The sequence below is a fragment of the Mucilaginibacter sp. P19 genome (genome assembly GCF_050632265.1).
In the GTDB taxonomy this organism is placed as follows: Bacteria; Bacteroidota; Bacteroidia; order Sphingobacteriales; family Sphingobacteriaceae; genus Mucilaginibacter; species Mucilaginibacter gossypii.
On the sequence record NZ_CP192586.1, the window covers coordinates 2,436,430 to 2,456,686 of the forward strand.

The 20,257-nt window shown below is 43.8% G+C and carries 18 protein-coding genes and 1 pseudogene; 10 read left to right on the forward strand and 9 right to left on the reverse strand.

Going from position 1 to position 20,257, the window contains the following annotated elements; all coding sequences use genetic code 11:
* Nucleotides 1-99 precede the first annotated feature (99 nt).
* The 5 genes from ACQ86K_RS11690 to ACQ86K_RS11710 all read right to left on the reverse strand — a co-directional run bounded on the left by ACQ86K_RS11690 (nt 100) and on the right by ACQ86K_RS11710 (nt 3,929).
* Entirely contained in the window at nt 100-606 is a 507-nt protein-coding gene (locus ACQ86K_RS11690; protein ID WP_431200411.1) for an NAD(P)/FAD-dependent oxidoreductase, read from the reverse strand.
* The gene (locus ACQ86K_RS11695) at nt 570-1,763 is read right to left on the reverse strand and encodes an FAD-dependent oxidoreductase (protein ID WP_431200412.1); all 1,194 of its coding nucleotides are present in this window, start codon (nt 1,761-1,763) and stop codon (nt 570-572) included. Before ACQ86K_RS11695 ends, ACQ86K_RS11690 begins: the two co-directional genes overlap by 37 nt.
* Before the next feature lie 26 nt (nt 1,764-1,789).
* The gene (locus tag ACQ86K_RS11700) at nt 1,790-2,344 is read right to left on the reverse strand and encodes a sensor histidine kinase (protein ID WP_431200413.1); all 555 of its coding nucleotides are present in this window, start codon (nt 2,342-2,344) and stop codon (nt 1,790-1,792) included.
* Between the two features lie 170 nt (nt 2,345-2,514).
* Nucleotides 2,515-3,165, reverse strand: a complete 651-nt coding sequence (locus ACQ86K_RS11705) for a cyclic nucleotide-binding domain-containing protein (protein WP_431200414.1) — start codon at nt 3,163-3,165, stop codon at nt 2,515-2,517.
* 83 nt (nt 3,166-3,248) lie between these two features.
* Entirely contained in the window at nt 3,249-3,929 is a 681-nt protein-coding gene (locus tag ACQ86K_RS11710; RefSeq protein WP_091176311.1) for a metal-dependent hydrolase, read from the reverse strand.
* A 328-nt stretch (nt 3,930-4,257) separates the two neighbouring features.
* On the opposite strand from ACQ86K_RS11710, the gene ACQ86K_RS11715 reads away from it, so the two are divergent.
* The 5 genes from ACQ86K_RS11715 (at nt 4,258) to ACQ86K_RS11735 (ending at nt 8,758) form a co-directional block, all read left to right on the forward strand.
* A complete protein-coding gene (locus tag ACQ86K_RS11715) occupies nt 4,258-5,034 on the forward strand; it encodes an aldehyde dehydrogenase family protein (RefSeq protein ID WP_431200415.1) in 777 nt (258 codons plus the stop codon).
* On the forward strand, nt 4,934-5,638 hold the full coding sequence (locus tag ACQ86K_RS11720; protein WP_431200842.1) for an aldehyde dehydrogenase family protein: 705 nt from the start codon (nt 4,934-4,936) through the stop codon (nt 5,636-5,638). The genes ACQ86K_RS11715 and ACQ86K_RS11720 overlap by 101 nt, the downstream gene beginning before the upstream one ends.
* Nucleotides 5,639-6,219: 581 nt before the next feature.
* On the forward strand, nt 6,220-7,095 hold the full coding sequence (locus ACQ86K_RS11725; RefSeq protein ID WP_091176305.1) for an alpha/beta fold hydrolase: 876 nt from the start codon (nt 6,220-6,222) through the stop codon (nt 7,093-7,095).
* Between the two features lie 255 nt (nt 7,096-7,350).
* Complete coding sequence (locus ACQ86K_RS11730; RefSeq protein ID WP_431200416.1) at nt 7,351-8,145, forward strand: MBL fold metallo-hydrolase; 795 nt, start codon at nt 7,351-7,353, stop codon at nt 8,143-8,145.
* A gap of 151 nt (nt 8,146-8,296) precedes the next feature.
* Entirely contained in the window at nt 8,297-8,758 is a 462-nt protein-coding gene (locus ACQ86K_RS11735; RefSeq protein WP_091176301.1) for a cupin domain-containing protein, read from the forward strand.
* Between the two features lie 41 nt (nt 8,759-8,799).
* On the opposite strand, the gene ACQ86K_RS11740 is transcribed toward ACQ86K_RS11735, so the two are convergent.
* The gene (locus ACQ86K_RS11740) at nt 8,800-9,450 is read right to left on the reverse strand and encodes a Crp/Fnr family transcriptional regulator (protein WP_431200417.1); all 651 of its coding nucleotides are present in this window, start codon (nt 9,448-9,450) and stop codon (nt 8,800-8,802) included.
* Nucleotides 9,451-10,126: 676 nt separating this feature from the next.
* The gene (locus ACQ86K_RS11745) at nt 10,127-10,924 is read right to left on the reverse strand and encodes an alpha/beta hydrolase (protein WP_431200418.1); all 798 of its coding nucleotides are present in this window, start codon (nt 10,922-10,924) and stop codon (nt 10,127-10,129) included.
* Between the two features lie 482 nt (nt 10,925-11,406).
* Here ACQ86K_RS11745 and ACQ86K_RS11750 point away from each other — a divergent pair, with 482 nt between their 5' ends.
* The 5 genes and pseudogenes from ACQ86K_RS11750 (at nt 11,407) to ACQ86K_RS11770 (ending at nt 16,086) form a co-directional block, all read left to right on the forward strand.
* Nucleotides 11,407-12,324 (forward strand): GMC family oxidoreductase, encoded by a 918-nt coding sequence (locus tag ACQ86K_RS11750; protein WP_431200419.1) that lies wholly within the window; start codon nt 11,407-11,409, stop codon nt 12,322-12,324.
* A gap of 129 nt (nt 12,325-12,453) precedes the next feature.
* A complete protein-coding gene (locus ACQ86K_RS11755; RefSeq protein WP_431200420.1) occupies nt 12,454-12,987 on the forward strand; it encodes a GMC oxidoreductase in 534 nt (177 codons plus the stop codon).
* Between the two features lie 222 nt (nt 12,988-13,209).
* Complete coding sequence (locus tag ACQ86K_RS11760; RefSeq protein ID WP_091176292.1) at nt 13,210-14,094, forward strand: pyridoxamine 5'-phosphate oxidase family protein; 885 nt, start codon at nt 13,210-13,212, stop codon at nt 14,092-14,094.
* A gap of 447 nt (nt 14,095-14,541) precedes the next feature.
* A pseudogene (locus ACQ86K_RS11765) lies at nt 14,542-15,382 on the forward strand (LLM class flavin-dependent oxidoreductase).
* Between the two features lie 8 nt (nt 15,383-15,390).
* Entirely contained in the window at nt 15,391-16,086 is a 696-nt protein-coding gene (locus ACQ86K_RS11770; protein WP_431200421.1) for a sulfite oxidase-like oxidoreductase, read from the forward strand.
* A 495-nt stretch (nt 16,087-16,581) separates the two neighbouring features.
* Here the strand turns inward: ACQ86K_RS11770 and ACQ86K_RS11775 are convergent, their stop codons facing one another.
* Entirely contained in the window at nt 16,582-18,645 is a 2,064-nt protein-coding gene (locus ACQ86K_RS11775; protein WP_431200422.1) for an IPT/TIG domain-containing protein, read from the reverse strand.
* A 1,125-nt stretch (nt 18,646-19,770) separates the two neighbouring features.
* Nucleotides 19,771-19,926: an Arm DNA-binding domain-containing protein gene (locus tag ACQ86K_RS11780; RefSeq protein WP_176844613.1), complete on the reverse strand. Its 156-nt coding sequence runs from the start codon at nt 19,924-19,926 to the stop codon at nt 19,771-19,773.
* Between the last annotated feature and the right edge of the window lie 331 nt (nt 19,927-20,257).

Genomic DNA, 20,257 nt, shown 5'->3' on the forward strand with positions numbered 1-20,257 from the left:
GCTGATGTTATTTGTCCCTGCTTGGATTTAAGGCAGACCGTAAACAAGAATAGTAACGCTATTTTAATAATCTGGTGAAATTATTTTGCCGACATATTTTTATTTTACTTCAGCGAGATATCTGTGTACAAGATTGATGGCCATCGATCCTTCCCCAACGCAGGAAGCTACCCTGCTCATAGCGCCCGAACGGACATCTCCGGCCGCAAAGATGCCCGGACAACTAGTTTCCAGAACAAATGGTTCACGGCGTAACTTCCAGCATTCATTAAACCCGTTCAATGCCCCGAGGGCTGGCCCCGTAGCTATAAATCCCTTATGATCTTTGATGATTTCCGGCCCAACCCATTCGGTGTAAGGTTTCGCTCCTATAAATATAAACAATGCTTCGGCTTTGTGGATGCTGGTTTGCTTTGTATTCCAGTTAAATAAAGCCAGTTCCTGCAATCTGTCAGTGCCACGGGCCTCCACAACCTCAGTTTTTCCAAGCAGGTGTATATTGGTGGTTTCCTGCAGCTGATCGATCAGATAGGTAGACATCGTTCCCACAAGTGTATCCCTGCGGATAATTACGTAAACATTACTTGCGAATTTGGAAAGGTGCATTGCCGCCTGTCCGGCGGAATTGCCTCCCCGGCTATGTAGACTTCCTTATTTTTACAGGCCATGGTCTCGGTAGTCGCCGATCCGTAATAAATTCCGGCTCCGGTAAAATCTTCAATACCATTAACCTCCAGTTTACGATATTCTACACCTGTGGTTAAAACTATACTCCGCGTATTGATACAGCGTCCGTCCGCTAACATCAGTTTTTTATATCCCTGATGGTTGCTTATCTTTATTACCGCAGCGGGCGAAAGAAATTGTACGCCCAGGCGTTTAGCCTGTGTTAAAGCTCTGGTAGTAAGTTCCGCACCGCTTATCCCGGCCGGAAAACCGAGATAGTTTTCAATACGGCTACTGGTGCCGGCCTGGCCGCCCGGCGAATGTCTTTCTATCAGCAAAGTATTCAGCCCTTCGGACGCTCCATACACGCCTGCAGCTAGTCCCGCAGGTCCGGCACCAACTATAACTACATCGAAAACTTCGTTTTTTAGTTCGGGGCTGAGCCCCGTTTTTTCCGCTATCTGCTTTATATCCGGTTTGATCAGAAGTGTGCCGTCAGCAAAAAATATGACAGGCAGGTCTTTCAGTTCCAGTTTGTTCAGCGTGAGTATCTCTTCGCTGTTCTCGGTTATTTGCACATCTACCCATTGATAGGGCACCAGGTTTCCAGATAGAAATTCTTTGATTTCATGGGAAAGCCTGGAATATTGAAATCCAATTACTTTTATACCCGTAAATTTAGGGCGATAGTTTAATTGCCAAGCCTCAAGCAGACCATCTATCACCGGATACAATTTTTCAGCCGGGGGATCCCAGGGTTTAATCAAATAGTAGTCAAGCCTTAGCTCATTGATCGCATGAATAGCCACTTCCTTGTCTGCGTAGGCTGTGAGCAAAACCTTTTTTGCTTCAGGAAAAAATTTGATGGCCTGCTTTAAAAATGCAACGCCTTCCATTTCGGGCATTCGCTGATCAGAGACATACATGGCTACTGCTTCTCCTTTGTTTCGGAGATCTAGAAGGGTTACAAATGCATCTTTTACAGACGTTGTGCCTATGATTCGATACTCGTTGCGATATTTATCTTTCAGGTCGCGTAAAATGACCCTCAGGACATGAGGATCGTCATCTATACAAAGTATAACTGGCAAGTTCATATATTGGGGTTTTGTGTTAAAAGATTTTAACTGTTTATTGGAATACAAACTATAAATTCTGTGCGGCCAGGTACGCTTTGGAGCGTAACAGTTCCGTCATGGAGCTTCACTATCCTCGACACAATGTCAAGTCCGAGGCCTGTGCCTTTGCTTATTGGTTTTGTTGAAAAGAAAGGATCAAAAACACGATCAGCAATACATGCAGGTATACCCATCCCATTGTCTCCAATGCTGACATATACAAATTTTCCGTCACTTCGTGTATTTAATTCAAGTACAGGAATCTGTGTATTTTCCATTGCATCAATCGCGTTGTCGATCAAATTTGACCAAACCTGGTTTAACTCACCAATCATTATTTTTACAAAAGGTATTTCCGTATCGAAATGTTGGATGACCTGAACATTTTTATCTTCCAGCCTGTATTTTAATGTTACCAGGGTATGCCTCAATCCTTCGTGTATATCAGCAAACCGCCTGTCATGGCTTTGATCAGCATGGATAAATGCTTTTACTGATTTTAGTAATGCGTCAATCTGCCCCGAAGCTTCTTCAATATCTTTTAAGAGCGTTTCTGCCACCAAATGACTATCTAACCAGTTGATACCTGATGATGCCCATTGCCCGGGGAGATAAGCAAGAAACCGGTCTGCATCTTCCTCCGTGAAGCCGAAGCCAGCGAAGTCATCTGCAGTATCCGATGCATTTTGAATATGCCTTCTTTCAAGCCAATAAACGAGTCGTGCTTCTCTTAAGCTTTTTCCTGCATACTAAATGGCAATTGTTGCCGATGTGCTATAGCGCGTAGTATCAATGAATTGACAAAGCCGTCAAAACCGTCCGAAAGGCGTTCTGCTGCTACTTCCTCAAATGCTTGCCGCATATGTTGAAGCTGCCTTTGTAAAATGGCCACAGCCCTGAGTATTGCAGCAACAGGATTGTTCAATTCATGTGCCAACCCGGCATGAAGTCTTCCAAGTGCCGCCATTTTTTCATCCTGTTGCTGACGGGCTGTGATGTTTCTGACCCTGCTGCTCATTACATGCACCAGCGCTTGTGTGAGTTCAAACTGGGTGCAGATCATTTCAGTCATCATATTTGCCGGGAAAAGCAATATCTGGGTATTCTCTAAAGCTCTTCCATAAGCAAAATTGACCTTGCCTCTGGAAAATGGCAAATACCCATGAACAGATCCGGTCTCAGCACACGCGAATTCCCGCGCCTCCCCATTATTCAGTACGTACAGGCTTAACTTTCCGGAAATAAAAACATAAGTGAAGTCAATGGGCATACCTGGTTTAAAAAGCAGGTTACCTCCCAATATAATCCGGTTGGAACAACGGGATAAAAACCAGTCAAGCTGTTCCGCGGGAACATCGTTGAATGCCGCAAACGACTGCAATATTTCAATAGTAACCCTGGTCATACCGCTTTAAATTGAAGTTTCTTAAGCTCTGTGCAATATTGATTATGGAAAATACATTATCAGATATCGATTGTAGTACCAATGCCCATAAGGTGTGCATCTATTCCGGCTGATTTAAAAACCTCCAAGGTTTTTTGGTGATCTATTTTGATAAATCCGAAGGTGTCATAATGAACGCCTATCATTTTGTTTACCTTCAGCATTTCGCAGGCTTTGATAGCGTCTTCCACTCCCATGGTAAGGCCGTCCCCGATGGGTAACACTGCAAAATCGAGTTCAACCCATTCCGGCACCAATTTCATGTCGAGCGTTAAACCTGTATCCCCGCTATAGTAAAAGTTTCCATCTGGCGTATCGAAAGCAAAACCGCAGGGAATACCTGCATAGCTGCCATCAGGAAAACTGCTGGAATGTACAGCTGCAAATGATTTCACGAAACCGAAATCAAAAAAGAATTTTCCGCCCGGATTAATAGGATGCGTTTTTTGCAAGCCCTGTTTGTTCAACCATTGGTAAATTTCCCAGTTTCCGAGTACCATGGCTCCCGTATTAGAGGCAATGCGCACCACGTCAGTAATGTGGTCGAAATGACCGTGTGAAACGAAAATGTAATCTGCCTTCAAGAGGTCAACATTGATAGCTGACGCAAGTTCATTGGGTGTGATGAACGGGTCGAAAAGTAAATTTTTCCCACCGGCAAAAACGGAAAAGCACGAATGTCCATAGTAAGTTATTTTCATAACGCATTTATTTATAAAACCACTATAGCTAAATATATGCCTGTTTTTTAAATGTTTGTTTATTAGTAAGTTGCGATTTGTCTTTCGAGTACTGAGTGCGATATTTCGTCAATTTTTCGCCTGTATTGATATTTCAATAATTCATTTTTGACGATATATAATATTTGCTCTAAGGCTGCCGTTGTTTCACCCCGGTATTCGTACTAATAAGCCGTGCTACGTAAACCGGCGCTTTTTTTAAAGCTCAACAATGTGTTTTGATTTCTTACCATTTGTGAATGGAGCGGCAATACGGTATGTCGAACTTTGTCGATTATAATAGTACGATATGAATACACATAAAAAAATCATTGACAAACAAAAGGCCTTCTTTGCTACCAATAGAACGAAGAGCTATGAATGGCGAATCGATCAGCTGGACAGGATGTCACTCATGTTAAAAGACAATATTGACGCATTTTACGCGGCGGTAGCCAGCGATTTTAAAACGGCTTTGCCCGAATTTGTACTGGAAGCAAATGCACCTATCCACGTGATCGAGTTTACAAAACTGCAGCTGAAAGACTGGATGAAAGCTGAAGAACGACCGCTGCCCCGGTTTCTATCAGAATCCGGTCATAAAGGGCATGTTTTCAGAGAACCTTATGGCGCAACACTGGTGATAGGCCCTTTCAATGCACCAGTTATATCGTTATTGCTCCCAGCTATAGCTGCGCTTTCAGCCGGCAATACGGTAGTCCTTAAACCTCATGAAGCAGCAGCAGCCACAAGCGCACTGCTGGAGAAACTGATCCCGCAGTATTTTGAACAGGAAGCGGTCGCCTTAGTTACCGGAGGCAAAGAGGAAGTTGAAAGTTTACTTAAACTTGCCTTTGATTTTATATTTTTTACCGGCAGCCCTAAAGTTGGAAAGGTCATCATGCGTGCTGCCGCTGAAAATCTTACACCTGTTATCCTTGAGCTTGGTGGACAAAATCCAGCAATCGTCGACAGAAACAGCAAACATCGCAGATGCGGCGAAAAAACTTGTTTGGGGAGCAACTGCATGGGGCGGGCAGTGGTGCACATCTCCGGGTTATGTTTACATTCACGAGTCAAAAGCTGAAGAGTTTATTGATGAAGCAAAAAAAGCATTGTTGTCTCTGTATGGGCCCGATCCGCAAAAAAACAGTGATTTTTCTAAAATAATCAACCCGGCGGAAGTGGACCGGCTTTTATCACTGATCGATCCTTTGAAAGTAATTGCAGGCGGAAACGCCGACAGGGAAAACAATTATATAGCCCCGACATTGATTTATCCTGCCGATTGGTCAGATAAAATTATGCAGGAGGAAATCTTTGGGCCTGTTTTACCGATAATTCCCTATCGTAATATCGGAGATGTAGTATCTTGTATTGAAAAAGCGCCAAAACCACTGGCTGCTTACATTTTCAGCAGGAATCAAGCATTGGTCGATCATCTTTTATCGACTTTGTCGTTTGGCGGCGGCGCGGTCAATCAAGCGAACGTTCATCTTTTTATCGTTACAATGCCTTTCGGAGGCGTGGGGCAATCAGGAATAGGGAATTATTACGGCAAACAAGGTTTTGATTCATTAACCCACGCCAAGTCTGTATTGGTGTCACCGGCTGATGAAAGTATTGAACATCTTTTCGCACCCTATACCCCGGAAAAGGCCCATGAATTAAACAAATGGTTTGAATATTAATTATAGGCTGAAGATGACCGTATTCAGAACGCGTGATAACCGTATTATCAGATCTGCGCACTTCTGCTGAATTGTTCCTTAGGCATTTACAATTTCATCAAATTGAATTTGTATCTGCGTTATACCAACTCGTTTTGACCTGTTCATAATCCTGCCAGGCTGCAACGTTATAGCCGTTGCAGCCTGCTGCTTTTTGGGGAAAAACCAACAAAATAGATTTTCTTCCGGCAAATCATTTAAATGATACTTTTGTTCGAAATTTTCGCAGGCGAATTTCTGAAGTTCGCTGCATGCGGATTGTTTAATATACTTTTGCGACTTTCTCCTCATTAATTCAGATAAATATTTTCATATTTTAAATATTCCGGATCAGCAGCCTGCATGCCAGTGCTCGGCCTTAAAAAATGATCATACACAAAGTCTTTTAAGTGAGTGTAGACAATTGTCGTTATATCGAGGCTACACTGCAGGATCACGAAATGTCGTTAGGTGAAAATGTTTTTTGTATTTTAAATAATTGATAAACAGTGCTTTATTTATGTGGCATTAAATTCACCATTGATTGTTAAACAATTAACGTCATGGAAAATCAAACTCAACACAAGTACATTCAAATCAAAGGTGTTAACATTTTTTACAGGGAAGCCGGTCCTAAGGACGCGCCCGTTTTGGTATTACTGCACGGATATCCGAGCTCCTCTCACATGTTCCGGAATTTAATAGCAGATTTATCTGACAAATACCATCTGATCGCTGCAGATTACCCTGGATACGGAAGAAGCGAACAGCCACCTATAACGGACTTCGATTACACCTTTGATAATTTCGCTATTATTATCGAAGAGTTGCTCGAAACTTTAGGCATTAATAAATATAGCCTTTACCTGATGGATTATGGTGCGCCCGTTGGCTGGCGGTTAGCTTATAAACACCCTGAAAGGATCGACACCCTGATCGTACAAAACGGTTGCGCCTATGATGAAGGGTTGGAGGCATTCTGGGACCCGATTAAAGCATATTGGAAAGATAAAAACGACTTGGTTGCCGAAGAGACGTTGAAAGGTTTCCATAGCCCCGATGGGCTGAAATGGCAATATACTCACGGGGTGCCTGATGCAAGTGTCATCAGCCCGGATAACTGGGAGATTGACCTGCGTCATCTCGAGAGACCGGAAAATGGCAGGATCCAGCTCGACCTTTTTTACGATTACCAGACCAATGTTACGATGTATCCGCAATGGCAGGAGTATTTTCGCACCCAAAGTCCTGAAATGTTAATCGTTTACGGAAAAAACGATTATATATTTCCTGTTGCAGGAGCGGAAGCTTACAAAAAAGATGTAAAAAATCTGGAATATCATCTGTTTGACGCGGGCCACTTTGCATTGGAAAGTTCGGGTACTGAAATTGCCGGAGCTATCCGTGACTTCCTTGATAGGAAAGTCAAAAGGAATTAAAGTGTTCAATAGAAAGTAGCCGTATTTATTTGGTGCATCGATCCTTCCTTTAATATTTAGCAGATGCTATGATTTTGTTCGGGATTTCCCGCATCACTTTGGCTTTTCGCAAAATTGATGCAGGAATATGATGTTGTTAGCGGGCAGGAGTGTGAACCGCTGAGGTGGATGGTTGTCTCCCGAACTGTAACAAACAGTTAATCCGGCAACAGCTTAAGTATTAAACCGGGAAAAAAGCAACCATTAAAAAAAGATATGACAGAAAATTTAAATGAGTCTCAATTGACGGCCATCTATATAGGCGGTCCGACTCTTGTATTAGAAATTGGAGGTTTAAGGATCATTACGGATCCTACACTTGATCTGGAAGGCACTTCTTTCAAGATTGATAACAAACTAACCATAAGCAAGCTTTCCGGACCGGCCACAAATGATGTCGGTGTCATTGATCTTGTTCTTTTGAGCCATGACCAGCATTCGGATAACCTGGATCATGCGGGGCGGGAATTAATGTTTAAAGTAGGACATACAATTACCACGCCGGCCGCTGCCCAGCGGTTGAAAAATGGAGCCTTAGGCTTATCCCCCTGGGAAAATGTCGAAATAGATTTGCCAGACGGCCGGCAAATGACGGCAACCGCTACACCAGCAAGGCACGGTCCATCCGGTACCGATGAAATGCAGGGTGATGTGACCGGTTTTGTGTTGCAGGTCAATGGCTCAAAAGAGTTTAGTCTCTACATCACGGGTGACACGGTATTTTACGAAGGGGTGTTGGAAGTTGCCAAACGTTTTGATCCGGATTACGTCTTTATCTTCGCCGGAGCGGCAAAGCCCAAGGGGCCTTTTAATGTAACCATGGACACGAACGATGCGATTGATACCGCTTTCTGTTTTCCGCGTGCCAGAATTATCCCTTTGCACCACGAAGGTTGGTCCCATTATACGGAAGGCGCAGAGGTTTTGGCGACTGCGTTCTCTGTACTTGATATTGGCAGTCGGCTCATGATTCTGGAAAAAGGACAGCCAACCCGCCTTAAGTTTAGTTAGTGGGAAATATTCAGTCTTTTGTTTCATTTATTACCATATGGTAATATTTCAGTTTTAAGGATTAGTGATGTTTGCCACGTCTTACGTTATCTCGGACACTATTGTTGATTCGTTGTAATAGTTCGATTTAAATTGTTATAAATTAAGTGATATGAAACAAAAATTTTGGTTATTCGGAACCGGTGTTGAGATCCTGAGCGACGAAAAGCAATCCGGCGGTCTTTACGACCTGATCGAGGGAACCTTTTCCCCCGGAGTTGAGACACCTTTACATGTGCACAATCAATACTCCGAAAGCATATATGTATTGGAAGGTGAGTTTACTGTATACCTGGATGAAGAGGTAATCGTACTGAAACCAGGTGAAACGGCCTTTATACCTAAAGGAGCACCGCACGTGGTTGCGGCTTCGGCCCCTGTGCCCAGCAGAGGTATAACTATTTCATCTCCCAGTGGATTTGCAGAACTGATCCGACTGACGGGTATTCCGTATAAACCCGGGTCTGACGGCTCAGAAAAAAACGATATCGAATTGTTTATGGCAGTTTCTGAAAAACTCGGTGACGCTATCCTGGGTCCGCCGGGGGCAAGACCGGGCAATCAGGTGAATTAAGATGAAAAAAACAAAAGATTGTAAACGCAATCTTTTGTTTTTTAATGAGATACTTGACCATGCCCGGAAATGGGAATTTTCACAAGGTTCTTTCTGATTCTGCTGAGAGACTGAGGGGTTATGTTTAGGTAAGAAGCAATATAATAGTTCGAAAACAAAATTAAAAGGTAAGGCTCTTCAGCGAGTAGTTTTTCATATCGCTGAGTGGCATTCATTGTCAGTAAAGTAAAGACCCTGTTATAGGCCACTATAAAAACTTTTTCATTAAGCAGTCTGGTCCATTTTTCATATGACGGTGAATGTTTAAGCAAAAGTCTTACCTGTTTATAACTTAAACGTACAGCTTTAACTTCGGAAAGTGTTTCTATTCCCAAAGTTCCCGGCTTTCCGGTCAGAAAGCTTTTATAATCTACCATAAACAAGTTTTTGATATTACTTGAGGCATTATTGAAATGGAACAGCCAGGTGGTGGTTTTTCCTGTAAAATCTGTGTAAAAAGATCTGCCTTCTCCGGAAACGATGAAGTAAGCATATTTACTTACTTCGCCCTGTTTTAAAATAATATCACCTTTAGCAAAAGTTAATTCCTTGCAATTGTCGCTTATTAAATTAATAGTATATTCATCTAATTGGAGATCGCGATTAATGAACTCAATCAGAGAAAAGCCATATTTACTTTTTAAATCCATCATGTGCCTGATTTTGAATGTGAGAATCGGGCCTGGCTGAACATTTCTGCATTATCATTAATAAAAGTTATCCAAAAGCTTTTCAGCCGGTGCTATCAGTATTGATCATTGTGCTTAAGCGACATGGCCCTAATTATGCCGTATTTAATACATCTGTGATTTACTACAATGCAAAACTACCCTTCCGTTTGAGATAAAGTGTCGTTGCTATTGATAGATATGTACCGGTTATAACCAGCACCCATACACCTGATTTATCACGGATCGCGCCTCGGTTCACGGGTTTAAAATGAAGCGCTGTGCTGTCTCCATTCGGTCATAACGCGCAGATGCACATGATCAGGTCCGGTAATCGTCGGGAAACTTTCGTGCCTTTTTCAGCTGCAAATAAAATTCAAATCTGAAGCGTAGAACCCCTTCTCTGATATATCCATCCGCTCATATAATGAACCCGGTAGCGATACGTAAACAATTTTATTATTGAGCCGATTACTTAGGCATGAAAACATAACAGGCAATACACTGTTCTCTTCTGATTCAGTCAGGAAAGTGCGGCTGCACTCATCATTTACTATTTTTGAGCTTAACCAATCATTTTTAAATGATGAGTTTTTCAAAAAGAGTGCTCCGTAAAACAGATTGAAAAAATGCCAGCCTCTTAACTGCCAGACATCACAAGTTATTTTGAACCGGCTTTTACTGAAGCCGCTATGATCACGTCTGCAACTTCCTTAGGGTGCGTAATAAAGACTACATGGCTGCCTTTGATCCTGGTTATGATACTTTTCGATCTGTGGTACATGTTCATCGTAATGTCAGGGTTGATACTTTTGTCATCATAGGATGAAATACCAAAAGTCGGCTTCATTTTCCACGCTACTTCGGTTACCGGTGTCCCAAATGCGGCTCCCGGTATAAATCCCTGGGAAGCAAACATGAAATCGGCTAAATCCTGAGATACGTCTGCACAAAAACCTGCATGGAATTTCGCTTTGTCATAGTAAACATTACCACTCGAGTCGGGTGGAAGCAAGCCATTTTCGAGTTTGGGTGGCAGACTGGTGGCCAGACTGACCGTGTTTTCACCAAGCTCAGGCTGAAAAGCATTTACATAAACCAAGGCTTTTACTTTAGGGTTGACTCCTGCCTGAGTGATTACCGTACCACCCCAGGAATGGCCAACTAAAACTACAGGGCCATCCATCTTGCTTACAGCAAAGTTAGTCGCATCAACATCCGCTTTCAGTGAAGTACACGGATTTTGTACAATGGTTACATGATAACCCTGTTTAGTAAGAACTTTAAAAACACCCTGCCATCCAGAACCATCAGCTAGTGCTCCATGCACGATGACGATGTTCTTAACCGAAGGCTGCTCTTGTGCCGCCGCATCGATTCCGTAAAAAATAGCGGTTAGAATAATGGCTGAAACCGTAATGAGGTGTCTTGTAATTACTTTTTTTAATGTCTTTTTCATGACTTTTTGATTGCTATGTATAACTGTGATTACTTGCTGATACGCATGAGCTTGTTTTTTAAGGCAGCTTGCTTTTCGCGCTCAACGCATGTCAGATCTATTTTTTCGCTATGTATTCAAATTGAATGCCTTTTTTGTAATTGATTGATATGTAGTGATTTGCTGATTTTCTTGTTTTTCAATTCGTGATATAAAGTAAAATCGCGAAACAATTAGTTAAATATCGATACTGATGGTGGCGATATTTAACCGTTAGATTTGGCTTAGTGTTTTAGCATGTTTAAGGTTGATCGATGCAAGAGTTATCTGCAATTAAAGGCCGTTTGCGGCATTTATAAACTATCGATATTTAGTTAATAGATCGTATAATTACTTTATTTCAATAGTTACACATTTCTTTTTTTGTTTAAGTAGTTGGTAATTAAATTGTTAGTTTTTTTGGTACGGTATTCATTCAGTTTATATCAACTAGGTATTTGTTTATGAAAAAGTTGGAAGAAACAGTGAATGTATCAGCTGAGGGTAAATCCCGGCTGACTATCAGTTATGACTACATTATTGTGGGGGCCGGTTCGGCGGGGTGCGTATTGGCAAGACGTCTTTCCGAAAGTACAGAAGCAAATATTTTGATATTGGAGGCCGGCGAAGGTGCTGACGATCTGGACCGGATCAAAAACCCGCTCCGCTGGCTGGAAAACATAGGCTCTGCCCAGGATTATCTTTATCAATATCAGCCAACACCGGTAATTAATAACAGGATTATTTACGCGCCTAGAGGGAAGTTGCTGGGTGGTTCCGGAAGCATCAATGCAATGGTCTGGGCGCGGGGCAACAGGCACGATTATGACGATTGGGAGAAGGCTGGCAACCAGGGTTGGGACTACGGGTCCGTTTTACCCCTGTTTAAAAAAATCGAAGACTGGGATACCGGGGCAAATGCTCTTCACGGAGCTGGAGGTCCTATCCACGTAGCTCGTCCTGCGAATCTTCATCAGATAGATGCGGCAGTTATTCGTGCAGCGGGAACCTATGGGCTGCCCTATATGGATGATTCAAATATCGCTGAACCGTTGGGTGCCGGCCCAATGAGTATGAATATTGACAAGGGTACGAGGAGCAGTCCGTTTACCGGTTATCTGAAACCTGTCATGCATGCTGAAAACCTTACTATCCTCACGGGAGCAAGAGTCATTAAATTGATTATTGATAACGAAAAATGCACCGGGCTGGCTTTTATAAAAGACGGAGAGGTTGTTAATGTGCAGGCGCTGAAAGAGACCATTCTGTGTGCGGGGGCTATAGAAAGCCCGAGGATACTCATGCTCTCAGGAATCGGTGATGCAGACAGAACTGAAAAAAACAGGTATCGAAACCAAAGTAAATCTGCCGGGTGTTGGTAAGAATTTTCAGGATCATCCGTTAGTTTCGGTAACCTATCAGTTTTTAAAGCCACTCGGAGAACTCACCTACAACCTCGGCGGAATTAACCTGTACTGGAAAAGCAATCCGGAATTAAAAAAGCAGATCTGATGCTAATTCCGATCCAGTATCCTATTCTGACGGCTGAAATTTCTGAACGATATCCGGTTCCCGAAAATGCCTTCAGTGTTTTTGTAACCCTCGTCGATGTCAAGAGTAGAGGATATATCAGGATGACCGGCGCTTCGCCTGACTCTCCCCTTGAAATCCAGCCGAATTTAATTCAGGATCCGGACGATTTTGAGGCATTGGTTAAAGGAATTGAATTTTGCATGGATCTGGCAGAAGAACCCGAACTGAATGCGATCCTGAAGAGCTGGGTGGCACCGGACAGAAGACTTGACCGCAGTGAGATCAGACACTTCCTGCGTGACGCATGTTCTACCTATTTTCATCCTGCAGGTACCTGTTCTATGGGCAAAGGGGGCGATGCGGTCGTCAATGATCGGCTTAAAGTATATGGAGTAGAAGGGCTTACCATAGCAGATGCTTCAGTCATGCCCCGGATACCCACAGCCAACACCAATGCACCTACCCTGATGATCGCTGAATTTGCAGCAGAAGTATTACTTGGAATAAGATGAAAAGTTTTGCAGGTCAGCGATTTTTTGATCCCGGCAAAAAAGAACAGAAAGGAGCAATATCCGCCTCAGTCGCTCAGGCACGTTTTTTTGATTTACTATCAAACAAACAATAGACAGAACGGGACTGATATTCTACAGCTGTTTTTTAACATTTAGGATCACCTGCTTTTGAAACGGAACAGGTATCGGGTAACAGTTAAATCATTATTTAAAATCTGAAAGATGGCAAGCAGCATATTTCACAGAGGAGAAAAATACATTCAAAGGGAATCAGGTGAAAGTGCGATGGCTTCCCGCAATGCAGCAATGATAAGCGATAAAATTACAGGTAGCTCAGCCATGTTCCTACAAGAGCAACAGGTTATTTATGCAGCATCGGTGGACGCGGAGGGAGGATTATGGGCATCTGTGTTGTCCGGGTCAAAGGGCTTTATCTCGTTATCAGATCACCAACATCTGACTATTAACCTTTCTTTGATTCTGTCGGACAGATCTGATATTTTTTGGACAAATATTACTGAAAAGTCAGGCATAGGGCTTTTATGCATAGACATGGTCAGCCGGCGCCGTTTACGTATCAACGGGCGTATAAGCAGAAACGGCGACTTGTTAGTGATCAGGATTTGCCAAGTATATTCTGTTTGTCCGAAATACATACAGCGAAGAGACCTCTTTTACGATCGGGTTAACCCCACAAACAATGCCGGTGATTTAAAAGATTGGCTCAGCAGGACCGATACGATATTTGTCGCCAGTGCGGACGACCAGGGAAACGCCGATATGTCAAACAGGGGAGGGAATATCGGTTTTATACAACTTAAAGATGAGCGTACTTTACGAATCCCCGATTACCCCGGCAACAGTATGTTTAATACGCTTGGGAATTTTTACGTTAATCCTCCCGCCGGGATTTTACTGCTTGATTTTACAAACGGAGAAACAATACAACTGAGCGGCAGAGCCATAGTTCATGTCAATGAGGAAGCAGGTATAGAAACCGGCGGGACTGAAAGGTTTTGGGATTTTTCAATTGATCAAGTCCTGAGGGGCAATTCTTTGACTCTCTTTACGTCGCGGTTCATAGATTTTTCACCATATAATCCATGAAATGAACACCCGGAAGAAAATGCACGCAAATATGTTACACCCCAATGCAATACGTGAAGCTTGCAATGTTCTTTATAATCTTCCAAGCAATAATTGGCAAGTTATGGTAACAACTCATTCATCACGCTAAAGGACAAAATCACACCTCATGACTTTAAATACTTGTTTGAGTTTCATAGCAGGCGATGTTTATCGATTCACTTATGCCGATTTGATAAGGATTACTTGAGATAGTCACAATTTAATCTGACAATTACGATAAATTAAAGAACGTGACTGAGATTCGAATAATGACAACACAAGCAAAGATCATCAGGAACAAACTGGGTATATTAGAACTCGCCTAGCATTTAGGTAGCGTATCACAGGCCTGCAAAGTAATGGGCTACCCACCAACAGGCAGAAGCTTTAGGCTACACGCGCTACTGGTTCGCCGAACATCATAATATGGTGAGCGTGGCCAGTTCCGCTACCAGTTTGCTGATCGGGCATATCGCCGGTAAGACCTCCACGATCCGTGTCGGCTCGGGCGGTATTATGTTGCCCAATCATTCACCCCTGGTAGTCGCCGAGCAGTTCGGTACGCTGGAAACGCTCTATCCGGGCCGGATTGACCTGGGATTGGGCAGGGCGCCAGGCAGCGATCAGGCGACGGCCCTGGCCATCAGGGGAGAACATGAATGCAGCCTTTCACTTTCCGCAGAATGTGGCATTGCTCCAGCATTATTTTGCGGGCGATCATCCGAACGGGGTCAGCGCCGTTCCCGGCGAGGGTTTGGACATCCCGGTCTGGATACTCGGTTCCAGCCTGGACAGCGCTAAACTGGCGGCTGCCAAAGGCCTGCCTTATGCTTTCGCGAGCCATTTCGCACCGCCCTATTTTCTGCAGGCTATTGAATTCTACCGGAAAACTTTTAAGCCATCCCGTCATTTGTCCGAGCCCTATGTGCTGGCCTGTGTGAATGTAGTGGCAGCGGATACGGATGCAGAGGCGCAATACCTCGCCACTTCCTTACAGCAATTGTTCAAGGGCATTATTACCGGCAGAAGGCATCCCTTACGACCGCCTGTAGAAAGTATGGCCGACATCTGGAGCGCGGCTGAACAGGAAGCAGCAATGCAGATGCTGACCTATTCCTTCTTTGGTAGCAAGGAAACGGTACAGGCGCAACTGAATGATTTTATTGAGCGCACGGGTATCAATGAACGGATGGCGACTTCGCACATTTATGATCAGCAGGCCCGGCTAAAGTCTTATCGTTTGCTAGCCGAAGCATTAAATGCTTAACTTAGCGTATGGAAGAACCGGAAAAACTGGAACGTATTATAGAAGCGCGGATGAAACTTAAAGCACGCTTCGAGCAGCAGATGCAGGCGACGCCTTCACTGGCGGACGATCAGCCGAAAGGCTCCGGCCCGCCTAACCGTCATGGCATGCCCACAATCCCGATCGGACAGACCAAAACGGTCAAGTGGCCTGTCCTTGACCTGGGTTACCATCCCAATATTCCGCAGGAACGTTGGCGGCTGACCATTGACGGCGCTGTAGACCACCCGGTCGTGCTGACCTGGAAAGACTTTATGACCCTGCCGCAAACGAAAGATACATCCGACTTTCATTGCGTTACCACCTGGTCCAAGCTGGATATGCACTGGAAAGGCGTCAGCCTTATCGACCTGGCCGCGTTGGTGCAGCCCAAGCCCGAAGCGACGCACCTGCTTTGTTATGGTTACGATACTTATACCACCAATATCGCTTTGGAAGAAGCGCTGAAGCCGGATGTACTATTAGTCCACACGTTCGACGGTCAGCCGCTGCCCCAGGAACATGGCGGCCCTTGCCGCATGATCACGCCGCAGCTCTATGCCTGGAAAGGCGCCAAATGGATCAAACGCATCCAGTTCCTGACAGAGAACAAGCTGGGTTTCTGGGAAGAGCGTGGTTATTCCAACACGGCTTATCCCTGGCGTAACGACCGTTACAGCGATTAAGCCAGGCTCACGCCGCCGTCCATGACGAGCTCCGCGCCGGTAATGAACTTAGCAGCATCGCCGCAAAAGTAGGTAACCATTTTCGCACGTCTTCCGCTAACTGAATATTGAACCCAGGCTTTCAAAGTTTATAAACAATGGATGAAAAATCCAAATAATTGAAAACGGCTGCCTGTAATTAATTCAGCCGTAACACAATTTATGCAATCAACCGAGCTCATGGAAATTAAATAACCACGTTAATTCGTCATAACACCTGCTCATGCAACGACTTATACAAAGAGCTTAAAATCTGCATCCATGAGATACTACTTTTTAGTTTAACCGTTCCCGGCCAAAACCCAGCCAAGGTTCAACGCATTGACCGCTCAAATGCAGCAAGGCGGTTTTATTTTTCGCAAATTAACTTATGATTAAATTTTAATCATAAGTTAATTTGCGAACTTGATAGACTGAAAACAGATTAAAAATGTTTAAGATCAGTTGTGGCCACTGTTACTCTACCACTATGGTGATCTTCCTTAGCGAGCTGAAATCTCGCTCGATCACATAAATATGTAAGCCTGACGCATCAACCGCAATGGCATTAGGTTCAGGTATAACAGCAAAATCAACATTCCCATCAATATTTTGGGTGTATGACGTGGGTTTACCTATTACAGTCGTTACCTGCCCGGCAGCACTTATTTTGCGAATAAGCCAGTTGTGATAGTCTGCAACATATACATTCCCGCCGGCGTCTACCGCCACCCCGCACGGCCTGTCAAAAGATGCTTTTAGTGCGGCGCCGTTGGCCTTGCCTGCGGCACCCGTGCCTGCCAGGGTTGAAACGTTACCGGCCGGGGTGATTTTTCGGATAAGGTTGTTCGCGGCGTCGGCTACGTAAATGTTCCCGGCAGCGTCGGCAGCGATACCCAATATTTCGCCAAACAAGGCCATGTTGCCAGTGCCGTTTTTAAAACCGGTGGTATTGCTACCTGCCAATACAGTTACCTTTTTATCTGTGCTCATTTTCATCAGCAGGGTAGGCGTTGTGCCTCCCGAAAAATAGATATTCCCGGCCTTATCCGCTGCTATGGCAAACGGCTGGTAGTCGCCTGTGTAAACTGTTGAAACGTTACCATCGGGCGTTATCTTACGGATAGCACGGTTATAGGGGTCGGCTACATATAGGTTACCATTTGCGTCGGCTGCTACATTTGCCGGATTGTAAAATTTTGCGCTGGCGCCTTTGCCGTCTTGAAAGCCGGCGGTGCCTCCGGCAAATGTAGATAAGCTTCCATGGGCACTAACTTTTTTAACAGCACTATGGCCGCTGTCGCCAATATAAATATTGCCGAGGCTATCCACGCCTACCCCGGTTGGTACTTTCAAAAAGTCGGTAGTGTTACCGCTGGGATCTGGTTGGCTTAAAGTAATTACGTCTGCTACGGACGATAACATATAGGTAAACACCGGGCCGTTAATTGCCGCGCCGTTAACCACTACTTTCACTACTCCGGTACCCGCAGATAGTGGTACGCCAAACAATATTTGTGTGGCAGAAGACGAAAGCACATCGCTTTTTTTCCCGTTTACGTAAACTTGTATTGCCGACATGTCCTCACTATATCCCGTGCCGGTTATGGTAATGGCATCGCGGTATACGCCTGTTGTGGCGCTCAGTTTGGCGATGGTAAGCGGCGCTTTTACAGTAAACACAGGGCCCTGTGCAGTATTGTTGTTTACCACGATCGTAACAGGGCCCGTAGTTGCCCCGGCCGGAACGGTTGTAGCGAGGCTGGTTGGAGTTGCCGCAGTTATAGTTGCTGCTTGACCATTAAAAAATAGTTTATTGTTATTAATTACCGGACTAAAGCCGGTGCCGTTAATAACAACGCCGGTACCGATGAGCCCTTGCGAAACGCTTAAAGACGTGATGACGGGTTTTATAACAGGAATTATGTATTTAAAAATGGGGCCAGAGGCAGATTTGCCGTTTACCTGGATAGTAACCCTGCCGGTGCCCGCATCTTGTGGTACGGTGGTGGTGATTGCCATGGCAGTTGCTGCGCTGATGACGGCTGCCTTTCCATTAAATAAGAGCTTATTATTGGCAACTGTGCTGCTAAAGCCAAGGCCGTTAATTGTTACAGAAGTATTGTATGTACCGGAGTCGGGGCTAAGCGATACGATGTATAGTGAGTCGGGTTTTACGGCAGGTTGCAGGTATTTAAATACAGGGCCAGTGGCGGTAAGTCCGCCGGTGGTTATGGTGAGGTTGCCTGTGCCGGCATTTTCGGGCACGGTTGTTATAATTTTGGTAGTAGTTGCGCTGCTTATAGCCGCTTTATGCCCGTTGAACATAACCTGGTTGCTGGCTGTATCTTTCCCAAAACCGGTACCGGTTATGGTTACAGGCGTATTATAAGCACCGGAATCGATACTAAGCGACACAATTTTCGGAGTTGTGATCTTGAGAGGTTCGGGCTCGTGAAATTTATCCGAACAGGCGACAATAAAACAAGATATAATAAGAGTAAAGCCAGTATGACGCTTTAGTTTTGGTGTGATATTCATCAGTAAGGTTTATTCCTAACTAATATAGGAAAAAAGGCCGCACAGGGGTTATAAAATCAAAAGATTAGTGACTGGCATGAATAGCATCGTGCTATCGGCAACCCGAAGATCGATTTAAGATATTGCCCAGAGCAAAATCCCTGTACAATTCCTTGACACTTGCAGGTTAAACTTACATTGGAAATCGACAGCCGGGAATAAGATTTCTAAATGTAAATATTAGGTTTACGTTTCAACGTTACAAGAACCAAAAATAATCAAAATACTCGTTTTAAATAACTTAATATCTGGTACTTACATGATGCATTCGGGCATCTCCGGCAATGCGGATTACTCCTTCAATAAAAGAAAATAAATTAGTTGAGATCTCTACCAGAAGTACCCCAATCTCATCTTCTTTTTACAGTTTGGAGTGTACTGAGTTAAGTATTTAGCCGCGATCAGCAGCATTAGTGTGCGGTCAGCCCTTGCTTCGTCATAATTTCCTTGATCAGTTGTTTGATATGTTCGTTCTTAAGCTTCACGGCCGCTATTTAGGGGGAGAGATACTGACGATGCTTTCGTCACGGTCCATCCGCATGATAACCAGGTCAGCAAGGTACATCGGAAAGTTTTTGGTGTGAATTACAGGCGGCCGAATGGAGGCCAAATCCATACGCTTATCCACAGGAACGTACAGAATATTTTTGTCTTTTCATTGTTGACAGATATAATTCTGGGGGTTGAAAAACGTAGCAGGGGGCGGTTTTTGCGGCTTTTGTTACACCTGTACGTTTTGTACTGTCTGGGGTATGTGCAATATACCCCGCATTCTGTGAAGCAAGTCGTATTGCTGTCAGGGATAGCGGCCTCAAAAACACCCGATTTAACCATTTTTCCTTCTCCGGTTAGTAACCAGTTACCGGAAGGGCTTTACCTAGATTACTGCAAATTGGATGATCTGTGTATTTATCAAGTAGAGTTAAGACAGATGGTAATAATGGAATACGGCTTGGGGTATCTGTTTTTTTACGTTTTGTTAATATCCACATTTCTACTCGGTCAATTGACTGTGCGCTTCATAAACTTGTTTTTGCAAAGTGTCTAAATATGCGTTAAAAGATTTAGTGTCTTCTTTAGTTACTTTTAATCGGCCAGCAATGCTGTTCCATAGGGGCTGGGATCATACTCGCGCCCGGTGGTAGTTTCCGAACGCTTATCGTTTACAGTAATACGTAGATAAATCGGCACCAGGCCGCTTTGATAGTTTAAATAAAAAAGCAAGCTGAAATTAGTTTTCATAATGTTTTAAGCATTAAAAAGTGAAACAAAATTAAGCTTACAACTACATCTTTACAAGATTTTGAAAATTTTAATACATTGATTATCAAAGTTATATGTCGTTTTAGGGAGTGGGGAATTTTTAAAATTTACTCACCGAATTACGCTCCTTTTTATTGCGAATTGATGAATAATAGTCATTTGACTAAAAAACAAAAGCCTTCAATTGTTTGATTTTCAGGATTTTATTCTGTTTTAACATTGAACTTAGTGGAGTCGGAGGGAACGTGAAAAATCACATAACGGGCTCACTGTCAATATCAATATTGGGGTTTTCGACACCGCTCACTGG